This is a genomic window from Candidatus Pelagibacter sp. PS_16 (assembly GCF_059417965.1).
The window spans coordinates 634,094-658,359 of sequence record NZ_CM182074.1 but is presented as its reverse complement, the minus strand read 5'-3'; the positions used below and the strand labels follow the sequence as shown (position 1 = coordinate 658,359).

Annotated in this window: 25 protein-coding genes and 1 tRNA gene; 14 read left to right on the top strand and 12 right to left on the bottom strand. The window is 30.2% G+C overall.

The window, feature by feature from the left end:
* The 4 genes from plsY to ruvX are packed head-to-tail and all read right to left on the bottom strand — an operon-like array spanning position 1 to position 3,305.
* The gene (plsY, locus tag AC5SL0_RS03440; protein ID WP_494618743.1) at positions 1 to 576 is read right to left on the bottom strand and encodes a glycerol-3-phosphate 1-O-acyltransferase PlsY; all 576 of its coding nucleotides are present in this window, start codon (positions 574 to 576) and stop codon (positions 1 to 3) included.
* Positions 577 to 578: 2 nt separating this feature from the next.
* Complete coding sequence (gene pyrC, locus AC5SL0_RS03435; RefSeq protein WP_494575796.1) at positions 579 to 1,865, bottom strand: dihydroorotase; 1,287 nt, start codon at positions 1,863 to 1,865, stop codon at positions 579 to 581.
* Positions 1,866 to 2,807, bottom strand: coding sequence for an aspartate carbamoyltransferase catalytic subunit (locus AC5SL0_RS03430; protein ID WP_271480960.1), 942 nt, complete (start codon positions 2,805 to 2,807; stop codon positions 1,866 to 1,868).
* A 42-nt stretch (positions 2,808 to 2,849) separates the two neighbouring features.
* Complete coding sequence (gene ruvX / locus AC5SL0_RS03425) at positions 2,850 to 3,305, bottom strand: Holliday junction resolvase RuvX (protein ID WP_006996848.1); 456 nt, start codon at positions 3,303 to 3,305, stop codon at positions 2,850 to 2,852.
* Between the two features lie 51 nt (positions 3,306 to 3,356).
* Between ruvX and gatC the strand changes: the two genes are divergently transcribed.
* Genes gatC through AC5SL0_RS03390 form a run of 7 tightly spaced genes read left to right on the top strand, consistent with a single transcriptional unit; the run spans position 3,357 to position 10,000 of the window.
* A complete protein-coding gene (gene gatC, locus AC5SL0_RS03420; RefSeq protein WP_006996849.1) occupies positions 3,357 to 3,644 on the top strand; it encodes an Asp-tRNA(Asn)/Glu-tRNA(Gln) amidotransferase subunit GatC in 288 nt (95 codons plus the stop codon).
* Positions 3,644 to 5,101 carry an Asp-tRNA(Asn)/Glu-tRNA(Gln) amidotransferase subunit GatA gene (gene gatA / locus AC5SL0_RS03415; protein ID WP_494618741.1) on the top strand — a complete coding sequence of 486 codons (1,458 nt, stop codon included), beginning with the start codon at positions 3,644 to 3,646 and terminating at the stop codon, positions 5,099 to 5,101. The genes gatC and gatA overlap by 1 nt, the downstream gene beginning before the upstream one ends.
* On the top strand, positions 5,102 to 6,580 hold the full coding sequence (gatB, locus tag AC5SL0_RS03410; RefSeq protein ID WP_011282144.1) for an Asp-tRNA(Asn)/Glu-tRNA(Gln) amidotransferase subunit GatB: 1,479 nt from the start codon (positions 5,102 to 5,104) through the stop codon (positions 6,578 to 6,580).
* Between the two features lie 36 nt (positions 6,581 to 6,616).
* Entirely contained in the window at positions 6,617 to 7,267 is a 651-nt protein-coding gene (locus AC5SL0_RS03405; RefSeq protein WP_006996852.1) for an O-methyltransferase, read from the top strand.
* Complete coding sequence (gene trhO, locus AC5SL0_RS03400) at positions 7,267 to 8,172, top strand: oxygen-dependent tRNA uridine(34) hydroxylase TrhO (RefSeq protein ID WP_006996853.1); 906 nt, start codon at positions 7,267 to 7,269, stop codon at positions 8,170 to 8,172. Before AC5SL0_RS03405 ends, trhO begins: the two co-directional genes overlap by 1 nt.
* Before the next feature lie 9 nt (positions 8,173 to 8,181).
* The gene (locus AC5SL0_RS03395; protein ID WP_006996854.1) at positions 8,182 to 9,552 is read left to right on the top strand and encodes an MATE family efflux transporter; all 1,371 of its coding nucleotides are present in this window, start codon (positions 8,182 to 8,184) and stop codon (positions 9,550 to 9,552) included.
* A complete protein-coding gene (locus AC5SL0_RS03390) occupies positions 9,515 to 10,000 on the top strand; it encodes a thermonuclease family protein (protein WP_320410650.1) in 486 nt (161 codons plus the stop codon). Before AC5SL0_RS03395 ends, AC5SL0_RS03390 begins: the two co-directional genes overlap by 38 nt.
* A 39-nt stretch (positions 10,001 to 10,039) precedes the next feature.
* Here the strand turns inward: AC5SL0_RS03390 and AC5SL0_RS03385 are convergent, their stop codons facing one another.
* Genes AC5SL0_RS03385 through AC5SL0_RS03355 form a run of 7 tightly spaced genes read right to left on the bottom strand, consistent with a single transcriptional unit; the run spans position 10,040 to position 16,985 of the window.
* On the bottom strand, positions 10,040 to 10,303 hold the full coding sequence (locus tag AC5SL0_RS03385) for a GNAT family N-acetyltransferase (protein WP_006996856.1): 264 nt from the start codon (positions 10,301 to 10,303) through the stop codon (positions 10,040 to 10,042).
* Positions 10,303 to 11,043 (bottom strand): amino acid ABC transporter permease, encoded by a 741-nt coding sequence (locus AC5SL0_RS03380; protein ID WP_006996857.1) that lies wholly within the window; start codon positions 11,041 to 11,043, stop codon positions 10,303 to 10,305. Before AC5SL0_RS03380 ends, AC5SL0_RS03385 begins: the two co-directional genes overlap by 1 nt.
* Before the next feature lie 40 nt (positions 11,044 to 11,083).
* Positions 11,084 to 11,851 carry a transporter substrate-binding domain-containing protein gene (locus tag AC5SL0_RS03375; protein WP_018414158.1) on the bottom strand — a complete coding sequence of 256 codons (768 nt, stop codon included), beginning with the start codon at positions 11,849 to 11,851 and terminating at the stop codon, positions 11,084 to 11,086.
* Positions 11,852 to 11,887: 36 nt separating this feature from the next.
* Positions 11,888 to 12,451, bottom strand: coding sequence for a sarcosine oxidase subunit gamma (locus AC5SL0_RS03370; protein ID WP_006996859.1), 564 nt, complete (start codon positions 12,449 to 12,451; stop codon positions 11,888 to 11,890).
* On the bottom strand, positions 12,444 to 15,452 hold the full coding sequence (locus AC5SL0_RS03365; RefSeq protein WP_494618738.1) for a sarcosine oxidase subunit alpha family protein: 3,009 nt from the start codon (positions 15,450 to 15,452) through the stop codon (positions 12,444 to 12,446). Before AC5SL0_RS03365 ends, AC5SL0_RS03370 begins: the two co-directional genes overlap by 8 nt.
* Before the next feature lie 4 nt (positions 15,453 to 15,456).
* Positions 15,457 to 15,732, bottom strand: coding sequence for a sarcosine oxidase subunit delta (locus AC5SL0_RS03360; RefSeq protein WP_006996861.1), 276 nt, complete (start codon positions 15,730 to 15,732; stop codon positions 15,457 to 15,459).
* Positions 15,732 to 16,985, bottom strand: coding sequence for a sarcosine oxidase subunit beta family protein (locus tag AC5SL0_RS03355; RefSeq protein WP_006996862.1), 1,254 nt, complete (start codon positions 16,983 to 16,985; stop codon positions 15,732 to 15,734). The genes AC5SL0_RS03360 and AC5SL0_RS03355 overlap by 1 nt, the downstream gene beginning before the upstream one ends.
* Positions 16,986 to 17,053: 68 nt before the next feature.
* Between AC5SL0_RS03355 and AC5SL0_RS03350 the strand changes: the two genes are divergently transcribed.
* Positions 17,054 to 17,145 (top strand) — tRNA-Ser (locus AC5SL0_RS03350).
* Here the strand turns inward: AC5SL0_RS03350 and AC5SL0_RS03345 are convergent.
* Entirely contained in the window at positions 17,146 to 19,359 is a 2,214-nt protein-coding gene (locus AC5SL0_RS03345) for a lytic transglycosylase domain-containing protein (RefSeq protein WP_494618737.1), read from the bottom strand.
* Between the two features lie 41 nt (positions 19,360 to 19,400).
* On the opposite strand from AC5SL0_RS03345, the gene dapA reads away from it, so the two are divergent.
* The 6 genes from dapA to AC5SL0_RS03315 are packed head-to-tail and all read left to right on the top strand — an operon-like array spanning position 19,401 to position 24,264.
* Positions 19,401 to 20,282, top strand: coding sequence for a 4-hydroxy-tetrahydrodipicolinate synthase (gene dapA, locus AC5SL0_RS03340; RefSeq protein ID WP_494618735.1), 882 nt, complete (start codon positions 19,401 to 19,403; stop codon positions 20,280 to 20,282).
* The gene (gene smpB / locus AC5SL0_RS03335) at positions 20,282 to 20,752 is read left to right on the top strand and encodes an SsrA-binding protein SmpB (RefSeq protein ID WP_006996865.1); all 471 of its coding nucleotides are present in this window, start codon (positions 20,282 to 20,284) and stop codon (positions 20,750 to 20,752) included. The genes dapA and smpB overlap by 1 nt, the downstream gene beginning before the upstream one ends.
* On the top strand, positions 20,718 to 21,239 hold the full coding sequence (folK, locus tag AC5SL0_RS03330) for a 2-amino-4-hydroxy-6-hydroxymethyldihydropteridine diphosphokinase (protein ID WP_494618733.1): 522 nt from the start codon (positions 20,718 to 20,720) through the stop codon (positions 21,237 to 21,239). The genes smpB and folK overlap by 35 nt, the downstream gene beginning before the upstream one ends.
* A 19-nt stretch (positions 21,240 to 21,258) precedes the next feature.
* Positions 21,259 to 23,004, top strand: a complete 1,746-nt coding sequence (locus AC5SL0_RS03325) for a bifunctional (p)ppGpp synthetase/guanosine-3',5'-bis(diphosphate) 3'-pyrophosphohydrolase (RefSeq protein WP_494618732.1) — start codon at positions 21,259 to 21,261, stop codon at positions 23,002 to 23,004.
* Positions 22,961 to 23,548, top strand: a complete 588-nt coding sequence (gene pyrE, locus AC5SL0_RS03320; RefSeq protein WP_494618731.1) for an orotate phosphoribosyltransferase — start codon at positions 22,961 to 22,963, stop codon at positions 23,546 to 23,548. Before AC5SL0_RS03325 ends, pyrE begins: the two co-directional genes overlap by 44 nt.
* Positions 23,545 to 24,264: a pyridoxine 5'-phosphate synthase gene (locus AC5SL0_RS03315; RefSeq protein WP_494618729.1), complete on the top strand. Its 720-nt coding sequence runs from the start codon at positions 23,545 to 23,547 to the stop codon at positions 24,262 to 24,264. The genes pyrE and AC5SL0_RS03315 overlap by 4 nt, the downstream gene beginning before the upstream one ends.
* Positions 24,265 to 24,266 lie beyond the last annotated feature (2 nt).

Below are 24,266 nucleotides of genomic sequence, written 5' to 3'. Positions count from 1 at the left end.
TCAATAAATTTTAGTCTTAGTTTCTTCTTTGTTTTTCAATCGTTTGACGTTTTCTCTGTGCGTGTAGAATATAAACACAAACATTATTATGAAAAATATTGAATTATAATTTTCAAAAATTATTAAATACATTGGCACCATTAAACTACCAACTAGTGATGAAAGTGATGAGTATTTTGAAATAAGAAATGTAACAGCCCAACTAATAATAAATACCAAACCCAAAAAGATGTTTATAGAAAATAATATACCAACATATGTTGCAACACCTTTGCCTCCTTTAAACTTAAGCCATATTGGAAAAACATGACCTAAAAATGCACTTAATGATGCAATAAAGATATAATCAGGATAATTAAATTTTACATATAAAACAGGCAATACAGCTTTTGTTATATCCAGTAGTAAAGTTGCGTAGCCTAATGTTTTATTACCTGTTCTAAGGGCGTTTGTAGCTCCAATGTTTCCTGAGCCAATATCTCTAATATCTTTTTTTAAAAATATTTTTGTAAGTATAAAACCAAAGGGTATTGATCCTAATAAATATGAGCTTAATGCAACAATTAAATATTCCATTATTATAACTTAAATAATTCTTCACCTTTTACAAATGTATTAGTGACTTTTCCTTGGAGTTTTTTGTCTTCAATAGAGGTATTTTTTGATTTGGAGATAAGCTTATCTTTTTTGACAACCCAAGGTTTATCTATATCTACAATGCAAAAATCTGCTTCATTGCCCACTGAAAGATTACCCTTATCAATTTTTAAAATTTTTGCAGGGTTTGATGTTAAAGCTTTAATGATAGTTTCTAATTTAACAGAGCCATTGTGATATAATTCTAGACTTAATGATAAAAGCGTTTCTATTCCAGAGGCCCCTGTAGACGCTTGTGCAAATGTTAATCTTTTTTGCTCTTCGTCTTCTGGTTTGTGATCAGACACTATAACGTCTATCGTTTCATCTTTTAATCCTTGTACTAAAGCAATTCTATCTTCTTCAGTTCTTAATGGCGGTGATAATTTTAAAAAAGTTCTAAAATCTCCTATATCATTTTCATTTAATGAAAGATTATTTATGGATACACCTGTCGTAAATTTAACTTTATTTTTTCTTTCCTCGATAATTTCTACTGATTTAGCAGCTGAAATTTGTGATATGTGATATCTGCATTTAATGTTTTCAAGTAACGTTAAATCTCTTTCAATAATTATTCTTTCAGCAACAGCAGGTATTCCAGATAATCCAAGTTTAGTTGCAATAATTCCAGAATTAATCATTCCATTTTTGGATAAATCATAATCTTCTGCGTGTTGCATGATCAGTGTGCCTAAGTCTTTAGCTGAATTCATTATGCGTGACATTAATCTAGTATTTTGAATTGTTTTAACTCCATCAGTAAATCCAATTATTCCTCTGCTTTGAAGTAGACCAAATTCAGTCATGCTAGTTCCTTCAATATTTTTGGTAAGAGCAGCACTTGGAAAAACATTTATTTTAGATTTATCTCTTCCACGTCTTTTTAAAAAATCTACTATTGAAACGTTATCTATAATTGGGTCAGTATTAGGCATAGTAACAACTGAAGTAACACCTCCTGCAAGAGCTGCATTACTTAGCGTTCTAAAATTTTCTTTATATTCATAACCAGGTTCACCTGCAAAGACACGCATATCAACTAGACCTGGGAATATATATTTGCCATTTAAATCTATTACTTTTTCTCTTGAAGGAATGTTATTAGTATTTACTTTTTTACCAACAGCTTCAATAAAGCCATCTTCTCCAATAATTAATCCGCCATTCTCATTGATAGAGTTATAAGGGTCAATTATATTTGCATTTATAAAGTATTGTTTTTTCATTTATTCACAAAATATTTTTAAACAAGCCATTCTTACTGCAACACCTAGTTCAACCTGTTCCTTAATTACGCTTCTGTTAATGTCATCTGCTAATTTAGTGTCAATTTCGATCCCTCTATTCATAGGGCCTGGATGCATAATTAAAGCATCATCTTTTGCATGAGCAAGTTTATCTGGAGTTAGTCCATAATATTCATAGTACTCTCTATTAGAAGACAAGAAAGAACTAGTCATCCTTTCATTTTGTAACCTTAACATCATTACAATATCACAATCTTTCAAACCTTTTTTCATATCTGTAAAAGTATTAACCCCAAACTTTTCTATTTCTTTTGGCATTAAATTTGATGGTGCAATAATGTTAACTTCTGCACCTAGCATATTTAAAAGATAAATATTTGATCTTGCAACACGTGAATGAGTTATGTCACCACAAATTGCAACTCTTAAACCTTCAATTTTTTTTTTTCGATTTATAATTGTTAAAGCATCTAGTAAAGCTTGAGTAGGGTGTTCACGGCTTCCATCTCCAGCATTAAGTACTGCGCAATTTACTTTTTGTGATAAAAGATTACACGCTCCTGAATCTTGGTGTCTAATTACAATTATATCAGGATGCATTGCATTTAAAGTCATTGCGGTATCTATTAGTGTTTCACCTTTCTTAATAGCTGAATTTGCCATATTCATTGACATAACATCTGCACCTAATCTTTTTCCAGCTAATTCAAATGAACTCTGTGTTCTAGTAGAAGGCTCAAAAAACAAATTAATTTGAGTTTTACCACTCAAGACATTTAATCTTTTGTTTTTACTTTGATTTAATTTGATGAAACTTTTAGCTTCTTCTAAAATAAGATTAACATCATTAATTGATAGATCTTGAATACCTAGGAGGTGTTTTTGAGAGATTTTAATAGCTTTATTTATTTTGGTTGCCATTAAAATTAACTCTATAACTATTAACCATCACTATGGCAAGTATTAATTATTTAAAAAATCTATTGCCCCTTGTAAAATAAAGGCTGCAGCATTTTGATCAATTGTTTTAACTCTTTTTGAAACGTTAACGTCTAATAAACTCGATAGATTAAATGCTCCAACTGTTGAAAGTCTCTCATCCCATAAAATTACTGGTAGGTCTATAGATTTTGATATATTTGATGCAACATCATTAACTGATTGAGCTGATCTACCTAGACTACCATCCATATTAACTGGGTTCCCGACAATTATTCCACCAATATTATTATCCTTAATTATTATCTTAAGTTCATCAATTAGTTCGTTTGTGTTGGTTTTGTTTATGGTTTTAAAGGGTGTGGCTATGGATTGTCTTTCATCACAAATTGAGACTCCAATTCTTTTAGACCCTAAATCTAAACCAATAAATCTCACTTTATTAGTGTGTTTTATTTTAAAATCTTCAATTGTGATCATATTGTATATTTTATACTTAAGTGATAGTTTGCCGACATATTTAATTACCACATGACAATTGATCTTAAAACAATAAAGCATATATCTAAATTATCAAGAATCTCAGTTGATGATGCAAAAGCTAATAAATTAGCTGGAGATCTTAACTCTATATTTGATTTCATTGAAAAATTAAATGAACTCAATACTGATAATATTGAGCCTTTAACTTCTGTTGCAGAGACCACATTAAAATTAAGAGCCGACGAGGTTAAAAGTGAAAATATTAGAGATCAAATATTAAAAAACTCACCAGAGGAAAATGAAGATTTTTTTGTAGTACCAAGGGTTGTTGAATAATGTCTGATATTACATCACTCACTTTAACTGAATTAGTTAAAAATATTAAAGATAAAAAGATTTCTTCTGAAGAAACTACAAAAGCTTTTATTCATAGAGGAGAAAAATCTAGAGATTTAAATACATACATAACAGAAGATTTTTCTAATGCACTTTTGAAAGCTAAAAGTTTTGATCAAAAACCAAATTTTGATTTAAAACTTCCGGGTGTTCCAATAGCTGTTAAGGATTTGTTTTGTACCAAAGATGTTAAAACTACAGCAGGTAGTAAAATTTTAAATAATTTTATTCCACCATACGAGTCTACTGTTACTCAAAATATTTGGAATGAAGGTGCGATATTACTTGGTAAGTTAAATTGTGATGAATTTGCAATGGGCTCATCTAATGAAACTAGTTTTTTTGGAAATGTACAAAGTCCAATAGACAAAGGTTTAGTACCAGGTGGCTCTTCAGGAGGCTCTGCATCAGCTCTAGCAGCTAATTTAACGCCTATTACAATTGGAACTGATACAGGTGGCTCTATTAGACAACCTGCTTCATTTACAGGTACCGTTGGATTAAAGCCTACTTATGGAAGTTGTTCACGATATGGAATTGTTGCTTTTGCATCTTCATTAGATCAAGCAGGACCAATGTCTAAAGATGTAAAAGATTGCGCATTGCTTCAAGAAATAATTAGTACTTATGATGAAAAAGACTCAACATCAATTGATTTTAAAAGAAATGAATACAGTAAAGAATTAACAAATAATATTAAAGGTAAGAAAATTGGAATTCCTAAAGAATATAGAGTTGATGGAATGCCAAAAGAAATAGAGGATTTATGGACGAATGGCATTGAGTATGCAAAAGATTGTGGTGCTGAAATTGTAGAAATTTCATTACCTCATACAAACTATGCTCTACCTACTTATTATATAGTGGCCCCTGCGGAAGCTTCTTCAAACTTAGCAAGATATGATGGTGTTAAGTATGGTTTTAGATCTAAAGGTGAAAACCTTATTGATATGTATGAAAAGACAAGATCTGAAGGTTTTGGTAGCGAAGTTCAAAGAAGAATAATGATTGGAACTTATGTTTTATCCTCTGGTTATTATGATGCTTATTATCTAAAGGCTCAAAAAGTTAGGAAATTAATAAAAAACGATTTTGATGAAGCTTATAAAAAAGTTGATGCAATTTTAACCCCATCAACACCAAGTGCTGCTTTTAAAATTGGTGAAAAAACTAATGACCCAGTTTCAATGTATTTAAATGATATATTTACAGTTCCAGTGAATTTAGCTGGATTACCAGCAATTTCAATTCCAGCAGGAATAGATGTTAAAGGTTATCCATTGGGACTACAAATTATTGGTAAAGCTTTTGATGAACAAAATATTTTAAACATTGCTTATGCTATGGAAGAGAAAATTCAGTTTAAAAATAAAATTACTGACTGGTGGATTAAATAGATGACTAAAGATAATTCAGAATATTTAATTGAAAGACGAGATAATGTTTATGAAGTAGTAATCGGCCTTGAAGTTCATGCTCAAGTTACATCGAATTCTAAATTATTTTCATCTTCATCAACTACCTTTGGTGCTGAACCTAATACACAAGTAAGTTTAGTGGATGCTGCATTTCCAGGAATGCTTCCAGTTATTAATGAGTACTGTGTAAAACAGGCAATTAAAACGGGCATAGGTTTAAGAGCTCAAATTAATAAAAGATCAGTTTTTGATAGAAAAAATTATTTTTATGCAGATCTTCCACAAGGTTATCAGATCTCACAGTTTAAGTATCCAATAGTAGGAGAGGGAACAGTTATTCTTGATATGGCACATGGCCAAAAAGAAGTAGGGATTGAAAGATTACACCTAGAACAAGATGCTGGAAAAAGTATTCATGATATGGACCCACAAAATACATTGGTTGACTTAAATAGATCTGGTGTAGCTTTGATGGAAATTGTTAGCAAACCAGACATGAGAACTCCAGATGAAGTTAGTGCTTATATTAAAAAATTAAGATCTATTATGAGATACCTTGGTACGTGTGATGGAAATATGCAGGAAGGCTCTTTAAGAGCTGATGTCAATATTTCTGTTAGAATTAAAGGTTCTGATAAACTTGGAACTCGTTGTGAGATTAAAAATGTTAACTCAATTAAATTTATGCAAATGGCTATTGATTATGAAGCTAATAGACAAGTTGATTTAATTGAAGATGGTAAAACAATTGATCAAGAAACAAGATTATTTGATACTAAAAAAAATGAAACAAGATCTATGAGATCTAAAGAAGATGCTCATGATTATCGATATTTTCCAGATCCAGACCTATTACCATTAGAAGTAACAGATGAATTTATTGAAAAACTTAAAGCAGATATCCCAGAATTACCAGACGATAAGAAAAAAAGATTTATTGATGAGTTTAAAGTCTCTGCTTACGAAGCAACAATTTTAGTATCAGATATTGAAACAGCTAAATATTTTGAAGAGGTAGTTGCTAAAATGGGCAAAAACAAAGATATGAAGTTAGCAGTTAACTGGATTACAGGTGAATTATTTGCTGTTTTAAATAATAAAAATTTAGAAATATCTGAAAGCCCAGTAAGTGCCAAAAATTTAGCAAAGTTAATTAATCTAATTAAGAATGGAACAATTTCTGGAAAAATAGCTAAAACAATATTTGAATTGATGATTGATGGAGACATAGATCCTCAAATAATTGTTGAAGAAAAAGGTTTAAAACAGGAAAGTGACCCTAAAGCTTTAGAGGCGTTAATAGATAAAATAATTGATACTAATAGAGAAAAAGCTATTGAATATAAGAATGGTAAAGAAAAGCTATTTGGTTTCTTTGTAGGTCAAGCAATGAAAGTTTCAGGTGGTAAAGCTAATCCACAACTAATAAATGAAATATTAAAGAAAAAACTTCAATAGTCTTAAAATAGGTAGATACAAAGGACTTAAAATACCATGGGTAAAGCAATTAGAATTACTGAAAAGCTTGAAAAATATATAAATAATTTTAGTTTAAAGTTAAATCCCATCCAGCAAGAAATAATCGAATACAATAATACACTTGGAGACGTTAAGAGAATGCAAGTAGCAACATCTCAATGTCATTTTCTTCATTTAATTATAAAAACTTCTAACATTAAAAATGTACTTGAAATTGGTACTTTTACTGGGTTAAGTGCACTTTCAATAGCTTTAGCACTACCAGATGATGGCAAACTTATAGCGCTAGATAAAGACAAAGAAACCAACAAGATTGCAGTAAATTTTTTTAAAAAAGCTAATCTTAATAATAAAATTCAAACAATTGTTAAGCCTGCATTAGATAGTTTAGATGAATTAAAGAATAGTAAATTTGATATGGTTTTTATTGATGCCGATAAAATGAATTATAAAGAATATTATGAAAGATCACTGAAGTTATTAGATAAAGGAGGATTGATTATTGTAGATAATGTTTTATGGCATGGTGAGGTCGCTGATGAAGATAATTTAGATAAATTCACTGTAAATATTAGAGATTTTAATACTTATGTTGCAAACGATAAAAGAGTGGAACAAATCATTGTCCCTTTAGGTGACGGTATGACTGTTTGTAGAGTGATATAATGTTTGATGTTTTTGGTTTTTACAAATTTAAAAAACTCACTTCTTTAAAAAAAAATAAGATTTTACTACAGGATTATTTGATTAAAAAAAATATTCGAGGAACAATAATTATAGCTAATGAAGGAGTAAATGCAACAATCTCAGGAAAAGATAACGATCTAAAGTCAACTATCACCAAGATTAAAAAGATATTGAATTTTAAAAAGTTTGATAGTGAAAATATTTCAAAAAGTAAATTTCAACCATTTCATAAGCCAAAAGTAAAAATTAAAAAAGAAGTAGTTCCCATGGGTCTTTCTTTGTCATCAAAAAATAAGAAAAATAATCATATAGATCCTAAAAAATGGAATAAGTTAATTAATGATAAAGACACATTAGTTTTAGATTCAAGAAAACCATTTGAATATAATGTGGGTACCTTTAAAAGATCAGTTAATCCTGATGTTGCTAATTTTAGAGAATTTCCAAAATACCTGAATAAACTAAAAAAAACAAAACCAATTGCAATGTTTTGTACTGGTGGAATAAGATGTGAGAAAGCTTCAGTATTTTTAGAAAAAAAAGGTTTTAAAAATGTTTATCAGTTAAAAGGTGGAATTTTAAATTATTTAAAAAATATTAAGAAAAAGGAAAGTTTATGGAATGGGGAATGTTTTGTCTTTGATAACAGAATCAGTGTTAAACATGGATTAATAACTGGCACATACTCAATGTGTAGTGGATGTAGAAAACCGGTTTCACCAAAAGATAAGAAGTCTAAAAAATATGAGGAGGGTGTTTCATGCGTAAACTGTCATGATAATTTAACTCAAACTCAAAAAGAGAGATTTCGAATGAGACAAAAGCAAATAAACCTTGCTAAAAAGACTGGATCGAAGCATATATTTCAAAAAGAATTTAAATAGGAAAAATAATTGTCCAAAGCCATTAAATTAACTAAAGATCCAATTTGGGAATTACTTAGAAAAGTAACTATCCCAGCAAGTGTTGGTTCATTATTTCAGACATTTTATAATTTAGTTGATACATGGTTTGCGGGTAGAATTTCTGCAGAAGCTATAGGTGCTATTGCTAAGTCATTTCCCATATATTTTGTTATCATTGCTGTTGGTGTTGGTATTGGAGCTGCAACGAACTCATGTATTGGCAATTTATTAGGTGCTAAAAAAATTAATAAAGCTTCACTATTTATTGCTCAATCAGTAATTTTTTCATTGGTTACTTCTATTGTAGTTACTTTATTTGGATTAAACGCCTCTAATTTTCTCTTGAGTGTTATGGGCTCTGATGCTGCTGGTATCGCTTTAACTAGAGAGTATTTAGATATAATTTTTTATGGAACATTTATAGTTATGATCCAAATCTCTTTAAATGGAGCTTTAAATGCACAGGGAGATACTAAAAGTTATAGAAATGTTCTTATCTTTAGCTTCTTTTTAAATATTTTTTTAAACCCATTATTTATCTGGGGATACGGAATTGTTCCAGCTTATGGTATAGGTGGCCTTGCAATAGCAACTGTTATCGCTCAATCTATTGGTACTATTTATTTAGCCTATAAAATTAACTCATGTAAATTAAGAAAGTATTTATCTATTAAATGCTTTATTCCTAAGTTTATTCTTCTTAAAGAATTGTTCGCACAAGCAATGCCAATTATGATTAGTATGTTGTTTATTGGAGTAGGTATTTTTAACATATTATATTTTATTGGACAATTTGGTGATCTTGCAACAGCAGGCTATGGTGCAGCTTTAAGAGTTGAGCAAGTCTTCTTACTTCCAGTAATTGGTTTAAATACAGCAGTACTTTCTATCGGTGGACAAAACTTTGGTGCTAAAAATTATAACCGTATTAGAGAGCTTTATACTAAGGCATTATTTTTTGGATCATCGTTTATGGCCGTAGCAGGTGTGGTTTTATTCTTCGGTGCAGAGTTTTTTGTATCTCAGTTTACAGATAATGTAGAAGCTATTTATCATGGTGCTATATATTTAAAAGTTGCTGCATTAATAGCTCCTATTTACCCAGTATTCTTTATTACAACAGCAGTCTTTCAGGCACTTAAAAAACCAATTTATAGTCTTTACTTAAGCGTTCTAAGGTTAACTGCATTTCCGTTCTTATCATTATGGTATGTAATTAATATTAGAGGAGGAGATTATGCGGATATTTTTTATACCATCATGGCAACCAATTGGTTTATGGGTATTGCGGTAATCATCTTTATTGGATATTTTTTAAATAATGTTTTTAAACAAAAAAAAAGTCATTTTTCTTATTAGTGTCTCAGTACTAATATTTATTTTAACTATTAACCAAGTCAAATCTCAAACAATCAAAATTGTAGATGGAGACACAATTCATCTTAATGGAGAAAAAATTAGATTTACAGGGATAGATACACCTGAATTAAAACAAACTTGCCTTAACGAAGGAGCTAAGGATCCTTGTGGAATTACAGCAAAACAAATCCTTATTGATAAAATTTCAAACAATAATGTTGAATGTATTAGTGAAGGAAAAGATCAATACAAAAGAACACTGGCCGAATGTTTTGTTAATAATGAAAGCTTATCAAGTTATTTAGTTAGAAGTGGCTATGCATTTGCCTATAGAAGGTATTCAAAAAAATTTGTATCTGATGAAGATTATGCAAGAATTAATAAAATAGGTATGTGGTCTATGGAATTTGATTATCCTTGGGATTATAGAAAATCTAAGAAAAATTAAAGCTAATAGGGTAGTTCTGTTAACAGGTGCTCCAAAATTCTAGTTAATCTCTTGTTTATTAATTTTAAAGAGCTTTTCACCTAAAGGACTGATTGGGTCTTGAGGTGTGGGTTTGATTTTAGTTTTTTCCTCAACGATACTTAATAGTTTTTTAGCAAGTCCTTGACGTCTAAACATGGGGTTAACAAAAATATACTCCACTTCGGCTGTCTCATTATACCGAACAAAACCAAGTGTAGTATTAATGTTTTTAAAAGTAATAACACCATCATTTAGTTCAACATCATAGTCTAAATTACTCATTAATTATTACCATCTTGTTTAAGTTTTTTTTCAAATTTTCTTACTATGAAAGAAACAATTAATATCAAAATTAAATATTCCAAGATTAAAAATGTATAAATTTCTAATGGTCTATAGGTTGACACAACTAATTCATTTGCTTTTCTTGTTAAGTCACCAATACCTATAATTGATACCAATGAAGACATTTTTAATACATATACAAACTGGTTGCCTAATGCAGGAAGGATATTTTTAATTGCTTGTGGAAGAATTACTAATCTTAACCTTTTATAAAAAGTTAAACCCAGTGATGAGCCTGCTTCCCATTGTGATTTTTTAATTGAGTTTATTCCTGCTCTAAAAATTTCTGCTTGAAAAGCACTTTCACTTATTGCCAGCGCAATTATTCCAGACACAAATGGACTGAAACTTAATCCAGTCATTATAGGTAAACCATAATAAATCCATAATATTAAAACAAGTAACGGTATTGCTCTTACAATTTCCACATATCCAATATTTATGTATGTTAAAAATTTATTCTTAGCTAAAGAAGGAATTGCAACGATAAACCCTAAAATTGCAGATATAATTATAGATACTACTGAAATATAAATAGTTGTAGTTAAACCACTTAATAAAAATTTTAGGTTTGTTAAACCTTCAACATTGTTAGGTGATAGAATAAACCAACCCAATTCCTGACCACTACAAGAGGTAAGTGGTAAAATTAAAAGTAAAAAAAGTAAATTTTTCACTCTTAAAGTTATAATGAATTAGAGATTAATATCTAATTTTTTATAAGCTTTTTAAATTATATTTAGCGAGTAGTTTATTAAAGAAACCAGAGGATTTTTTACTTTTGATCCACTCATTTACATAATCATTCCAAACTTGATCATTTTTACTAACCATCATTGCTAAAAAGGCAGGATTTTTTTCTCCATCAGGAACAATTGCTAATTGAGGGTACTTGACAACTAATTTATTAGCCTCTGTTGAACTTGTAATGTTTCCATCAGCTCTACCAGCTAATACTTCTTGAAAGTCTCTTGCAGGTGACTCAACTGATTGTAATTTAGACAAAGGAAAGAACTCTTTAGCTTTTTCCTCTTGAGAAGTCCCAAGTGTTGTAGCAATCGTTACATCTTTATTGTTTAAAGATTTCCATGTTGAATATTTTTTTAAATTCTTTTTAAGTACCAATGGAACAGTTCCATACTTGTAATAAGAATCTGTAAATCCAGCAACTTCTGCTCTTTTTGGAGTTTTAGTGACACTTGTGGAAATATCATATCTTCCTGCGGTAATTCCTGAAACAATTGTTTTCCATTCAGTTGGTACAAAGGTAATTTTCACACCCATATCTTTTGCTAATTCTTGCATGACATCAATATCAAATCCCTTATATTTATTTGTAGCAGGATCTTTCATGGTCATTGGATCCCAGTCGCCTGTTGTTCCAACTTTTAACTCACCAGAGGATAAAATCTGATCAAGTTTTGATTCTGCGTTAAGAGAGAAGGGTAAAAGTGCTAATAGCACCACAAGAAGTATTTTTTTCATAAACTTTTTATAACAATAATTTTAATAAATATAAGCTTATAACCTTGACGCACTATCACTCAACCAAGAGTGTAAATGCTCAGAAAAAGACCTTCTAACAAATAAATTTACCTCATTAATCTCTTTATGATGAATAATTACATCAATATGAGATAATATTGTTTGAACAACTGGTCCTTTTTTTGTTTTAAAATCATTAAAATTGAAAGGGGAACCTGTAGCAAATAAATCAAAAACCTTACCACCTTTGATATTTAACATTACAAATTGGTCGCTAACATCAGTTACAGCGCCCAATTTAACTTTAGATATATTTTTAATTAATTCATCTTCAACTTGATAAGTGTTACTTTCCTCACTCACAGTTTCATTTGATATTAACATCCATTCATCGGGACTTAACCAAAATGCAGTTAATTTCTCTGCTGATGTAGACGTATTAGCCTCAGTGGGTAAAACCATATTAAGATTTTTACCTACTGCAGTAATAAAATCTTTTGTTTTACCTCTTATGATTAATTTCATAATAGGTTTGATTTCTTTAATTTCTAAATCAGAATATGTTATATCCCCTTTAATAGAAGTTTTATAATTAAGCATTTAACCTCAAATTTTCTTTGTCAAAAAAAACAGGATCAACAATCGTCACATTAATATTTTTATTTTCCATTGGGATAAATAATTTTTGACCTAGCATATTTTTTCCACCTCTAACTACTGCTAGGGCAATTGATTTATTTAAATTAGGGCTATAGTAACTTGAAGTTACATGACCTAGCATTTCAACTGGTTTTAAACTAGTGTCAGCAACTATTTGAGCTCCTTCTTCTAAAACTTCACTTGGATTATCTGTCAGTAAACCTACTAATTGTTTTCTATCTTCTTTCATGGTGTCAGATCTATAAAGAGATCTTTTACCAATAAAGTCATATTTCTTTTTACTAACAATCCAATCCATCTGTAAATCTATAGGTGTCATCGTTGCATCCGTATCTTGGCCAACAATAATAAATCCTTTTTCTGCTCTTAATAAGTGCATTGTCTCAGTGCCATAAGGAGTGATGTTAAATTCTTTACCTGCTTCCATGCATTTTTTCCATAAGTCTTCACCATAGTTAGCTTGGATATTAATTTCATAACTATGTTCACCAGTAAAACTAATACGCATAATTCTACATTTAATATTGCCAATTTTTGTATTTTTGAATGACATGTGTGGAAAGCTTTCATCTGAAAGATCAAGATCAGGTATTAATTTATTAAGAATTTTTTTACTATTAGGCCCACAGATGCTAGCTGTTGCATAATGATCCGTTACAGATGACAAATACACATCTAGTTCAGGCCATTCAGTTTGTAGGTAATCTTCTAGTTTTCCTAATACGTTTGCAGCACCACCTGTTGTTGTGGTCATAATATAATGATTTTCATCAAGTCTAGTTGTGACCCCATCATCGTAAACCATACCATCTTCATTAAGCATTAAACCATAACGACATTTTCCAATGGCAAGTTTTGACCAAGCATTTGTATAAACTCTGTTTAAAAATTCTGAAGCATCCGTTCCTTGAATATCAATTTTACCAAGAGTTGAAGCATCTAATATACCAGCGCTATTTCTTGCAGCTTTACTTTCCCTTTGAACGGCCTCATGCATTGTTTCATTATTTTTTGGATAGTACCAAGCTCTTTTCCACTGACCAACATTTTCAAATTCAGCTTTATTTTCTATGTGCCAGTCACTCATTGGCGTTCTTCTAAATGTATCAAAATATTCACCAACATTTCGTCCAACAATTGTTCCAAATGTTAATGGAGTGTAAGGAGGTCTAAACGTTGTAGTTCCAAGCTCACCCATCTTAACACCAGCAGTTTCTGCAATAATACCAAGGGCATGCATATTACCAAGCTTTCCTTGATCGGTACCCATTCCAGTTGTTGTATATCTTTTTACATGTTCAATCGATCTAAAACCTTCTCTTAGAGCAAGTTTAATATCTTTTGCAGTTGCATCATTTTGATAATCTACGAAAGGTTTTGTTTTTCCTAAAACTTTATCGGATGGAAGTAGCCAAATATTTCTAATCTTATTATCTTTAGGACAATTTATTTCTAAATTGTCAAATTCAGTTTCATTTATATTTAAAAATTCTTTTAAAGATTTTGTAGAATTTTTTATAACATCATCTAAATCAAAATCACCATTACAAGAACCAATGCTAATTTGAGCTGATGAATATATATCAGGAATAAATACTTGATCTTTTTCTCTAAATTTTAATTTACCTCCTGATTGAGTAAACAAATGAACGGCTGGCGTCCATCCACCTGCAATTGCTAGGCAATCACAATCAAGTTCTATTTTTTCTGGATTTGCAAAAGATTGACCATCTTCTGACAATTCCATTATTGTAATTTTATTAATTCTTTTATAACCTTCAGTATTTACAACTGTGTGTGATCTATAAACTTTAATCCCTAAATCGTCAGCTTCTTTAGTAAATGCAGTTTTAGATTGCTTTCTAATATCTATGATTGCTTCAACTTTAATACCTTTTTTTTGTAATGAAATTGCACTTTCATAAGCTGTGTCATTATTAGTAAGAAATATATTTTTTTGACCAGTTGCAACACCATAATAATCTGCATACTTTTTAACTGCAGATGAAAGCATAATACCAGGTCTATCGTTATTATTAAATACCAGAGGTCTTTCTAAAGAACCAGTAGCAACAATAACCTTTTTAGCTCTAATTTTTAATAATCTTTGTCTTACTTTTTTATTTTTTTCATTTTTAGGAAGGTGATCAGTTAAATTTTCTCTAGCTAATAAATAGTTATATCCATGATAAGCAGCAACACTAGTTCTTGTTTTAATTTCTAGGTTTTCAATATTTCTTAATTCATTAATTTCATTTTCTAACCAAACAGAAGAATTTTGATCGTTTATTTTTATATGATCTGAATTTTGGAAAATTGTAGATCCTCCGATTTCATTTTTTTCATCAAGTAATAATGTTTTAAGATTATTTTTTGCTGCAGTTTTTGCAGCTATAATTCCACTAATGCCAGCTCCGATAACCAAAACATCACAGTGAATGTATTTATGATCATATATGTCAGGATCAGGCACTGTTGGAGATTTTCCTAGTCCTGCTGAATGTCTTATAACATATTCATACTTTTCCCAAAAATTAGCAGGCCACATAAATGTTTTATAATAAAAACCAGCAGGCAGAAGTGGGGATAAGAAATTATTTATACCTCCAATATCAAAGTTAACACTAGGCCAACAATTTTGACTGTTTGCCTCAAGCCCATGATAGATTTCTAGTTCGGTTGCTCTAACATTGGGTTCTGTTAGTGCTGTGTTGTTATTAACCTGTACAATTGCATTAGGCTCTTCAGATCCTGAAGTCATTATTCCTCGTGGCCTATGATATTTAAAACTTCTTCCTACTAAATGAATACCATTAGCTAGCAAAGCTGAGGCAAGGGTATCACCTTTGTATCCAAAATAAGATTTTCCATTGAATTTAAAAGAAACTCTGGAAGTTTCATCAATATATTTACTAGTTGTAACTCTTAAATTTTTTAGCATTAAATTATTTTATAGGAGGTTTTTCACCCATTTTATAAACAGCTTTAATTTGGTCATTTGAAGTATCCCTCACCATGTTAAACCACTTTCTGCATCCGTGAGCATGGTTCCATCTTTCAAATTGAATTCCTTTAATGTTTTTTCTCATAAATAAGTATTCTGCCCATTCATCATCACTTAATTCTGTGGGTTGTTTAGGTCTTTCAATGTGAGCTTCACCACCAGCTTTAAATTCACTTTGTTCTCGTTCACCACAAAAAGGACAAGTAATTAAAAACATTAATGAGCTACCGCCGCTGCACCATGTTCATCAACAAGGTCTCCACTGATAAACCTATTTAAATTAAATGCAGCATTTAGTTTGTGTGGTTCATCATTTGCGATTGTGTGAGCAAATAAATCACCTGATCCAGGTGTTGCTTTAAATCCACCAGTTCCCCAGCCACAATTAAAGTACAAACCTTTTATCGTCGTTTTACTAATAATAGGACTAGCATCTGGGCAGATATCTACAATTCCACCCCATTGTCGAAGCATTCTCATTCTACTAAAAATTGGATAAAGTTCTAAGATTGCATTTAATGTTCCCTCAACAATATCGTGACTACCTTTTTGTGAATAAGAAACATAATCATCAGTGCCTGCACCTATTACTAGCTCACCTTTGTCAGACTGACTAACATATGCATGTACAGCGTTAGACATCACTACTGTATCAATAATAGGTTTAACTGGTTCTGAAACTAGAGCTTGAAGAGGTTTACTTTCTAAAGGTAATCTTAAACCTGCCATGTTTGCTAGCACACTTGAATGACCAGCAGCAACTACTCCAACTTTTTTAGTTTTTATAAAACCTTTGGTTGTTTCAATACCTTCTACTTCATCACCATTTCTTTTAATTCCTTTAACTTCACAATTTTGAATTATATCTACACCCATTTCATCTGCACCTCTAGCATACCCCCAAGCAACAGCATCATGCCTTGCGGTACCAGCTCTTCTTTGTAAAGTTCCACCCAGTACAGGATATCGAATATCTTGTGAGGTATTAATAATAGGGCAAAATTTTTTGACTTCTTCTGTGCTTAAGTAAACTGCGTCTATGCCATTTAATCTATTAGCATGTGTTCGTCTTTTTAAATCTCTAACATCCTGTAAGTTATGTGCAAGATTCATCACACCTCTTTGACTAAACATTACATTGTAATTTATTTCTTGAGATAAACCTTCCCACAATTTTAAAGCATGATCATAAAGACCAGCACTAGCATCCCATAAATAATTAGATCTTATAATCGTAGTATTTCTTCCTGTATTACCACCACCAATCCAGCCTTTTTCTACTACCGCAATATTTGTCATATTATGTTTTTTTGCTAAATAGTAAGCAGTTGCCAAACCATGACCACCACCACCAATAATAACTGCATCATATTCTTTTTTTACAGTGGGATCTTTCCAGGCTTTTTGCCAATTTTCATGATAGGAAAAAGCATTTTTGACTAATGAGAATATTGAATACTTATTTTTCATAATATTATTCAAGAATTACTTTATAAATATTGAATATTCAATACAATCGGTTATATCAATGTCGCAGTGGAAGAGTGGGTGAGAGGCTGAAACCAGTCGTTTGCTAAATGACCGTGCGGGGAAACTTGTACCGAGGGTTCGAATCCCTCCTCTTCCGCCATTAAAATAAAGGCTGATCTTTAAAAAAGTCTTTAATTTTAATAGGCTTTTTTTCCAAGATATATCTGTAAACATTGTAGTTTTCCATAACACGTTGAACATAGTTACGAGTTTCTTTAAATGGAATTAATTCAACCCAGTCTACAAAATCAATTTGTTTTTTTTGAGGATCTTTGTTTATTTTTTTCCAGTGTTTAACTCTTTTAGGACCGGCATTATATGCTGCGGTAGCAAAAGGGTAGGCACCATCATATTGTAAAATTAAACCAGCTATATAATGAGAGCCTAGATTAATATTATATTCAGGATCAGAAGTTAATCTTGATTTTGAATATGGAAGTTTTGCTTGTTTAGCAACTAGCTTAGCCGTATAGGGCATTATTTGCATTAATCCTTGTGCTCCAACATGACTATTCGCTCTCATGTCAAATTCACTTTCTTGTCTTATAAGAGAAAGTATAAAAGCTGTTTCAGGTATTTTTCTGCCATTAACATACTGGGGGACACTTATAATTGGATAATTAAAAGTATTATGAAATCTTTTTTCATATGAGGCTAACTTTGATATTTGGATCGCAAAATCGTATCTTGATATATTTGTAGCAAGCTCAGCTGCTAAAATCTCACTTCCACTTGCAATATTGTCATTAGCCAAATGTCTCAGTATATTTTTGGTATATTTATCTTTATTTAATTCATTTAAAAGATGTGTAATTTTTACAAGCTCTTTATTGTAAAAATATTTTCGATAGTCATCTTCAACATCAGCTTGTTCTTCAAGTTCAAAATTTTGACTAGGGTTGATTTTTAAAAAGGCTAATTGACCATAGTAAGTTGTTAGATATTTTGTTGCTTCACGATACCAATCTTCTGATTGTCGTTTATCACCAATTTTTTCATAAGATCTACCAAGCCAATAAGCGCCTCTTGCCAAACTTATAGGGTAGCTAACGTTTTGATAAAAGTTATTGAAATGGTCAACTGCTAAAATAGGGTCATTTAAAAAACTTAATGCAATCCAACCACTCAACCATTCAGCCTCAGCAAACTCTGATCCTTTATCTAGTGAGTGTTGGCTAGCAACTTTATAAGCTGTCTCATATTTATTTTTATAAATAAGAGCTCTAGTCATAATCGCTCTCTCAACCCACCATTTATCTGGTCTCACTAGATAATCTTTATTATTTTTAATTGAAAACAATATTTCAAGTGAACTATCAATTCTGCCTCTTTTTCTTCTCCATTTAAGTCGATCATGATTGAGACCAGCATCATTTTTGAATTTTTGTGGAACATTTTTTATTGCCTGGTCAACACCATAAGATTTACTCATCAAAATTTGTCTAGCTGTATAAAGTAGTTGATAATCTTTAGGTAAATAAGGAAGCATTCTTTTTAAATCCCAATATTTATTTTCCCATGCTAAATAATCAGCTCTATTTATATAATCTTTTGAGTCTAAATATTTTCTATATTTTTTACTTAAAGATTTCATGCTAGCTCTAGAAAGTTCTGCTGTAATCCAGCCTCTCTTAATTAAAGCAATTCCTTTTTCATTATCTCCAGTTTGTATAAAGCTTTCACCTAATACCAGCATACCATAGCCACTTAAGGGCTCATCAACTCCAAACCAATTAATAATTTTTTTAGGAGAAATTTTATCCGTTGAAAGTTTTTGTTCTGCTAAATATTTTATTCTACTTATTCTTGGGTAGTGTTTATTGTTTTGTATAAAAGTCATGTAGTCATAAAACGTAGCTTGGTTTCCTGTTGTTAATAAATGTCTCCATTGTATAAAATTATATATGGATTTATCTTTAGCATTTTTTGAATTTTTCAATGCAGTTGTCCATTGACTTTTTTCCATTGCCTGGATAGATTTTTTTGCAATATCATAGTCTTTTTGGCTGTAGTATTTTGATCTTTTTTGAACTACAGATTTTTCACTTTTAATTATTAATGGCTTACTTTTAGGAATGAGAAAATTAATTTTTTTTTTATTTTTTTTGACTGTTACGATTTTGACTTCTTCTTTTTTTTGTGATGGTTTAGGTTTAGGTTTAAGGATCCCTTGAGATATCTTTTGCTTCTTAACTTCTTCATCTAAAATAGGTTTTTTTAAAGGAATTATTGATATTTCAGCAGCAAATATATTCCCTATAATTACCAAACTTAATAATAGTGATTTTATAAAAAAAATTATCTTTCTGGGCATAAATTTACTAAATGAATCTTTAAACTATGTTATAAGTATTTATGTTCAAAGGATCAAATGTTGCTTTAATAACCCCGTTTAAGAATAATGAGCTAGATGTTGAGGCTTATATTAAGCTAATTCATTTTCAAATATCAAACGGTACAAACGGCTTGGTTCCTGCTGGGACAACAGGTGAGTCGCCAACATTAAGCCATGATGAACATCAAAAAGTAATAGATTTATGTGTTAAAGAAAGCAATGGAAAAAATATAGTTATTGCTGGCACTGGCTCTAATTCGACTAAAGAAGCAATTTCTTTAACAACTCATGCAGAAAAAGCGGGAGCAGATGCGGCTCTAATAGTAACTCCATATTACAACAAACCAACTCAAGAGGGTTTATATCAACATTATAAAGCAATAAACGATAAATGTGGGATACCAATTATAATTTATAATATTCCTGGAAGATCTGTAATTGATATGTCTGTTGATACAATGGCTAGATTATTTGAATTGAAAAATATTGTTGGTGTTAAAGATGCAACTGGTGATCTAGATAGAGTTAATCAACAAAAAGATAAAATGGGAACTGATTTTGTTCAACTAACAGGTAATGATGATAACGCTTTAGAATTTAATAACAGAGGTGGGGTAGGCTCTATAAGTGTAACTGCTAACATTGCTCCTAAGTTATGTTCTAATTTTCAAAAAGCCTCAAAAATAGAAAATAATGAAAGCAAGCTTGAAGCAATCAGATTAGATAAAATTTTACAACCCATTCACAGCTCAATGTTTATAGAAAGCAATCCAAGCCCTGTTAAATATGCCGCAAAACTTCTGGGTCTTTGTGATGATGAGGTTAGATTACCTTTAGTTAAAGTTACAGACCCAACTAAGGATATTGTTAAAGAAGCTTTAGTATCAGCAAATCTACTCTAATGAACAAGAAAGCCAATCCTGGTTTAAAAATTATTTGCTTAAATAGAAAAGCAAGTTTTAATTTTTTTTTTGAAGACTTAATTGAAGCTGGGATAGTTCTTAAAGGGTCTGAGATTAAATCAATTAGAGATGGAAAAGTTAATATTGCAGACTCTTATGCTGTAGAGAAAGACGGTGAAATAGTTTTAATTAACTCTCATATCGCTGCATTTAAGCAAGCCAGTTATTCAAATCACAATCCAACAGATGAACGAAAATTATTATTAAACAAAAAGGAAATTAACAAATTAATTGGTAAAATGCAGAGGGATGGCTTTACACTTGTTCCAACAAAGATGTATTTTAAAAAAGGAAAAGCTAAAATAGAAATAGCAGTAGCAAAAGGTAAAAAACAATTTGATAAAAGAGCTACTAAAAAAAATAGAGACTGGAATCGTGAAAAAGCAAGACATATTAGAAAATCAAGTTAAACAATCATATTTAGCAATAGGATCAAATTTAGGTAATAAAATTACCAACATTCATATAGCCTTGTCTGAACTTAAGAAAAATAAAATTAAGATAAAAAAAGTTTCATCTCACTATTTATCAAAATCTTGGCCAAATCCCTTAATGCCAGATTTTGTAAATATTGTTATACAAATTGAGTCCACCTTAGCACCATTAGAATTGTTAAAAATTTGTAACTTTATTGAATTAAAATTAGGCAGGGTTAGATTAAAAAAAAATGATCCACGTACATGTGATATTGATATAATTGATTATGATAATAAAATTTTGAATATAAGTGGTAATAAACTAATAATCCCGCATCCACATACAACTAAGAGAAATTTTGTTTTGTTGCCATTATTTGAAATAGATAGACGTTGGAAACATCCAGAATCTAAGATTAGTATAGTTAATTTAATTAACTCTTTACCAATTAAAGATTTAAGATCTATTAAACAAATATAAATTAATGATATAGTTAAAAATGCTTAATTCAGAAGAGTTAATAAATAAAGTCAAAGTTTATAATAAGTTTTTGAATCCAGAAAAATTAAGTAAGGCCTATGATTATGCTGTTAAAGCTCATGAGAACCAAAAACGTCATTCTGGTGACCCATATTCAAATCATCCGATAGCTGTTGCAGCCATACTTAGTGAATTAGAATTGGACAGTGCTACAATTGTTACAGGGCTTTTACATGACACCATTGAGGATACACATGCAACTTATGAAAATATTAAAGATGAGTTTGGTGAAGAGATTGCCAATTTAGTTGATGGTGTAACTAAAATTTCTGTTTTTGAAAACCAAGCAACATCATCATCTAAAGCAGAAAACTTTAGAAAATTAATCTTAGCCACATCGAAAGATATTAGGGTATTACTTGTAAAACTTGCAGATCGCTTACACAACATGAGAACTATTGATGCAATTTCAAAAATTGAAAAAAAAGAACGTATAGCGAGAGAAACGATGGAAATTTATGCTCCATTAGCAGATAGAATGGGTATGCATAGAATTAGAGATGAGCTTGAAGACTTATCGTTTAAAGTTTTAAACAATAAGGCACGAGAACTTATTAAAAAAAGACTAGATGAAATTAAAGAAGATAAAGTAAATAGTTTTAATTCCATTTCATTGCAATTAAGTGAACTTTTAAACGAACATAAAATTAATGCTGAAATTTTTGGAAGAGAGAAAACTGCATTTTCTATATGGAGAAAAGTGCAAAAAAAAAGAACTTCACTTGAGCAAATTACAGACATAGTAGGATTTAGAATTATCCTTGATAGTGGAGAGGATTGTTACAAGGCATTAGGAATTTTCCATCAGCACTGGAATTGTGTACCAGGAAAATTTAAAGACTATATATCTTCACCAAAAATTAATAATTATCAGTCTTTACACACAGCTGTAATTGGTCCAAATAGAAGACCCATTGAAATTCAAATAAGAACTATGCCAATGCACGAATTTGCAGAAAGAGGTATTGCCTCTCATTGGAAATATAAATCATCAGAAAAATTTGATTCATTAACTTGGAAAGAATATGATTGGCTAGCTGACCTTGTGGAAATTATTGGTAAAAATGAAAACCCCGAACATTTTTTTGAATATACAAAATTACAAATGTTTCAAGAAAATGTCTTTTGTTTTACACCTAAAGGCATGGTTATAAAATTACCAAAAGGTGCAACACCTATAGATTTTGCATATGCGGTTCATACAAAAGTAGGCGATCATGCAATATCTTGTAAGATAAATGGTAATGACAATGAATTACAAAGCGCACTTCATAATGGAGATGTAGTTGACATTATAACATCCAAAAACAAATCACCATCATTACACTGGATACCAATTACTAAAACTGGCAAAGCAAGAGCTGCTATACGAAGATATTGGCATTCTAAAGGTGAACAAAAAGAAGAAAGAGTTAAAAAATATAATACAACGCTTTGGATTTCTCTACCAGATCAACCAGGTAAACTGGGTGAAATAACCACTTCATTAGGCTCTCATAAACTCAATATATCAAGTGTAGAGATGAAAGAAAAAACAAAAGAATACATTAATTTTAGATTTAACCTTATTATTAGAGACTTGAAAAACTTTACAAATTTTATCAGTGAGCTAAAACAAAAAGACATTAAATTTAAAATCATTAGACACGAGGAAAAAAGAAATGCTTTCACACAAAAAATCTTTAAATATTTTAAAAAAAACTAACGCACTTTTAGAGGGTCATTTTGTTCTTTCATCAGGTTTGCATTCAGCTAAATATATCCAGTGTGCTAAACTTTTAAGCTTTCCACATTTAGCAAAAGATATTTGTAATTCATTAGCAAAAAAAATTAAAAAAAAATTTAAATCTATAGATTTGATTTTAGCTCCTGCAATGGGTGGTGTTATTATCGGGTATGAAATTGGTAAAATTTTAAAAAAAGAGACAATATTCTGTGAAAGAGTTAATGGTAAATTTACTTTAAGACGAGGTTTTCATATAAAAAAAGGATCAAAAGTTTTAATAATCGAAGACGTTATAACAACTGGGAAATCGAGCTTAGAGTGTGTTAAGTTGATTACAAAACCAGGTGCAAAACTTATTGGTTTTGCCTCAATTATTGATAGATCAACCAAGAATTCACTGAAGATAAAAAAAAATATTATCTCACATATGAAGATAGATGTTCCAACATTTAAGAAAAATAATCTTCCAGAAAGTCTTAAAAATACTCTAATTACAGTTCCCGGAAGTAGATTTATTAAATGAAAAGACTAGGCGTTAATATTGATCATGTTGCTACAATAAGAAATGCAAGAGGATCATTTCACCCTGACCCATTAACTATTGCTAAACATGTAATTAAATGTGGAGCACATTCAGTAACTATACATTTAAGAGAGGATAGAAGGCACATCAAAGATACAGATGTTGTTAAAATTTGTAAAAATAAAAAGATAATCACTAATTTAGAAATTTCATTAAACAAAAAAATAATAAATATAGCATTAAAAAATAAACCTAATTTTATTTGTATAGTTCCTGAAAAAAGAAAGGAAGTCACAACAGAAGGTGGATTAAACTTAATTAAAAATAAAAAAAAAATTAAAGCAATAATATCCTTATTTAATCTAAAAAATATTAGAACAAGTTTATTTGTTGATCCAACATTAAAAGATATAAAAATTGCAAAAGAATTAAATGCAACTTGTGTTGAGTTGCATACTGGAAAAATTTCTAATTTAGTAAAAGAAAATAAAAATTATAAAAATGAATATTTAAAAATTAAGAAATGTTCAGAACTTGGTGTTAAACTTGGAATTGAGGTTCATGCAGGCCATGGTCTTGACTATAAAACCACCTCTATACTAAGTAAAATTAAAGAAATTACTGAATTTAATATTGGTCATTTTATAATTGGTGAGTCACTTACTCATGGTTTAAAAAAAACTATTAAGACATTTAAAAAAATAACCAATAAATAGAT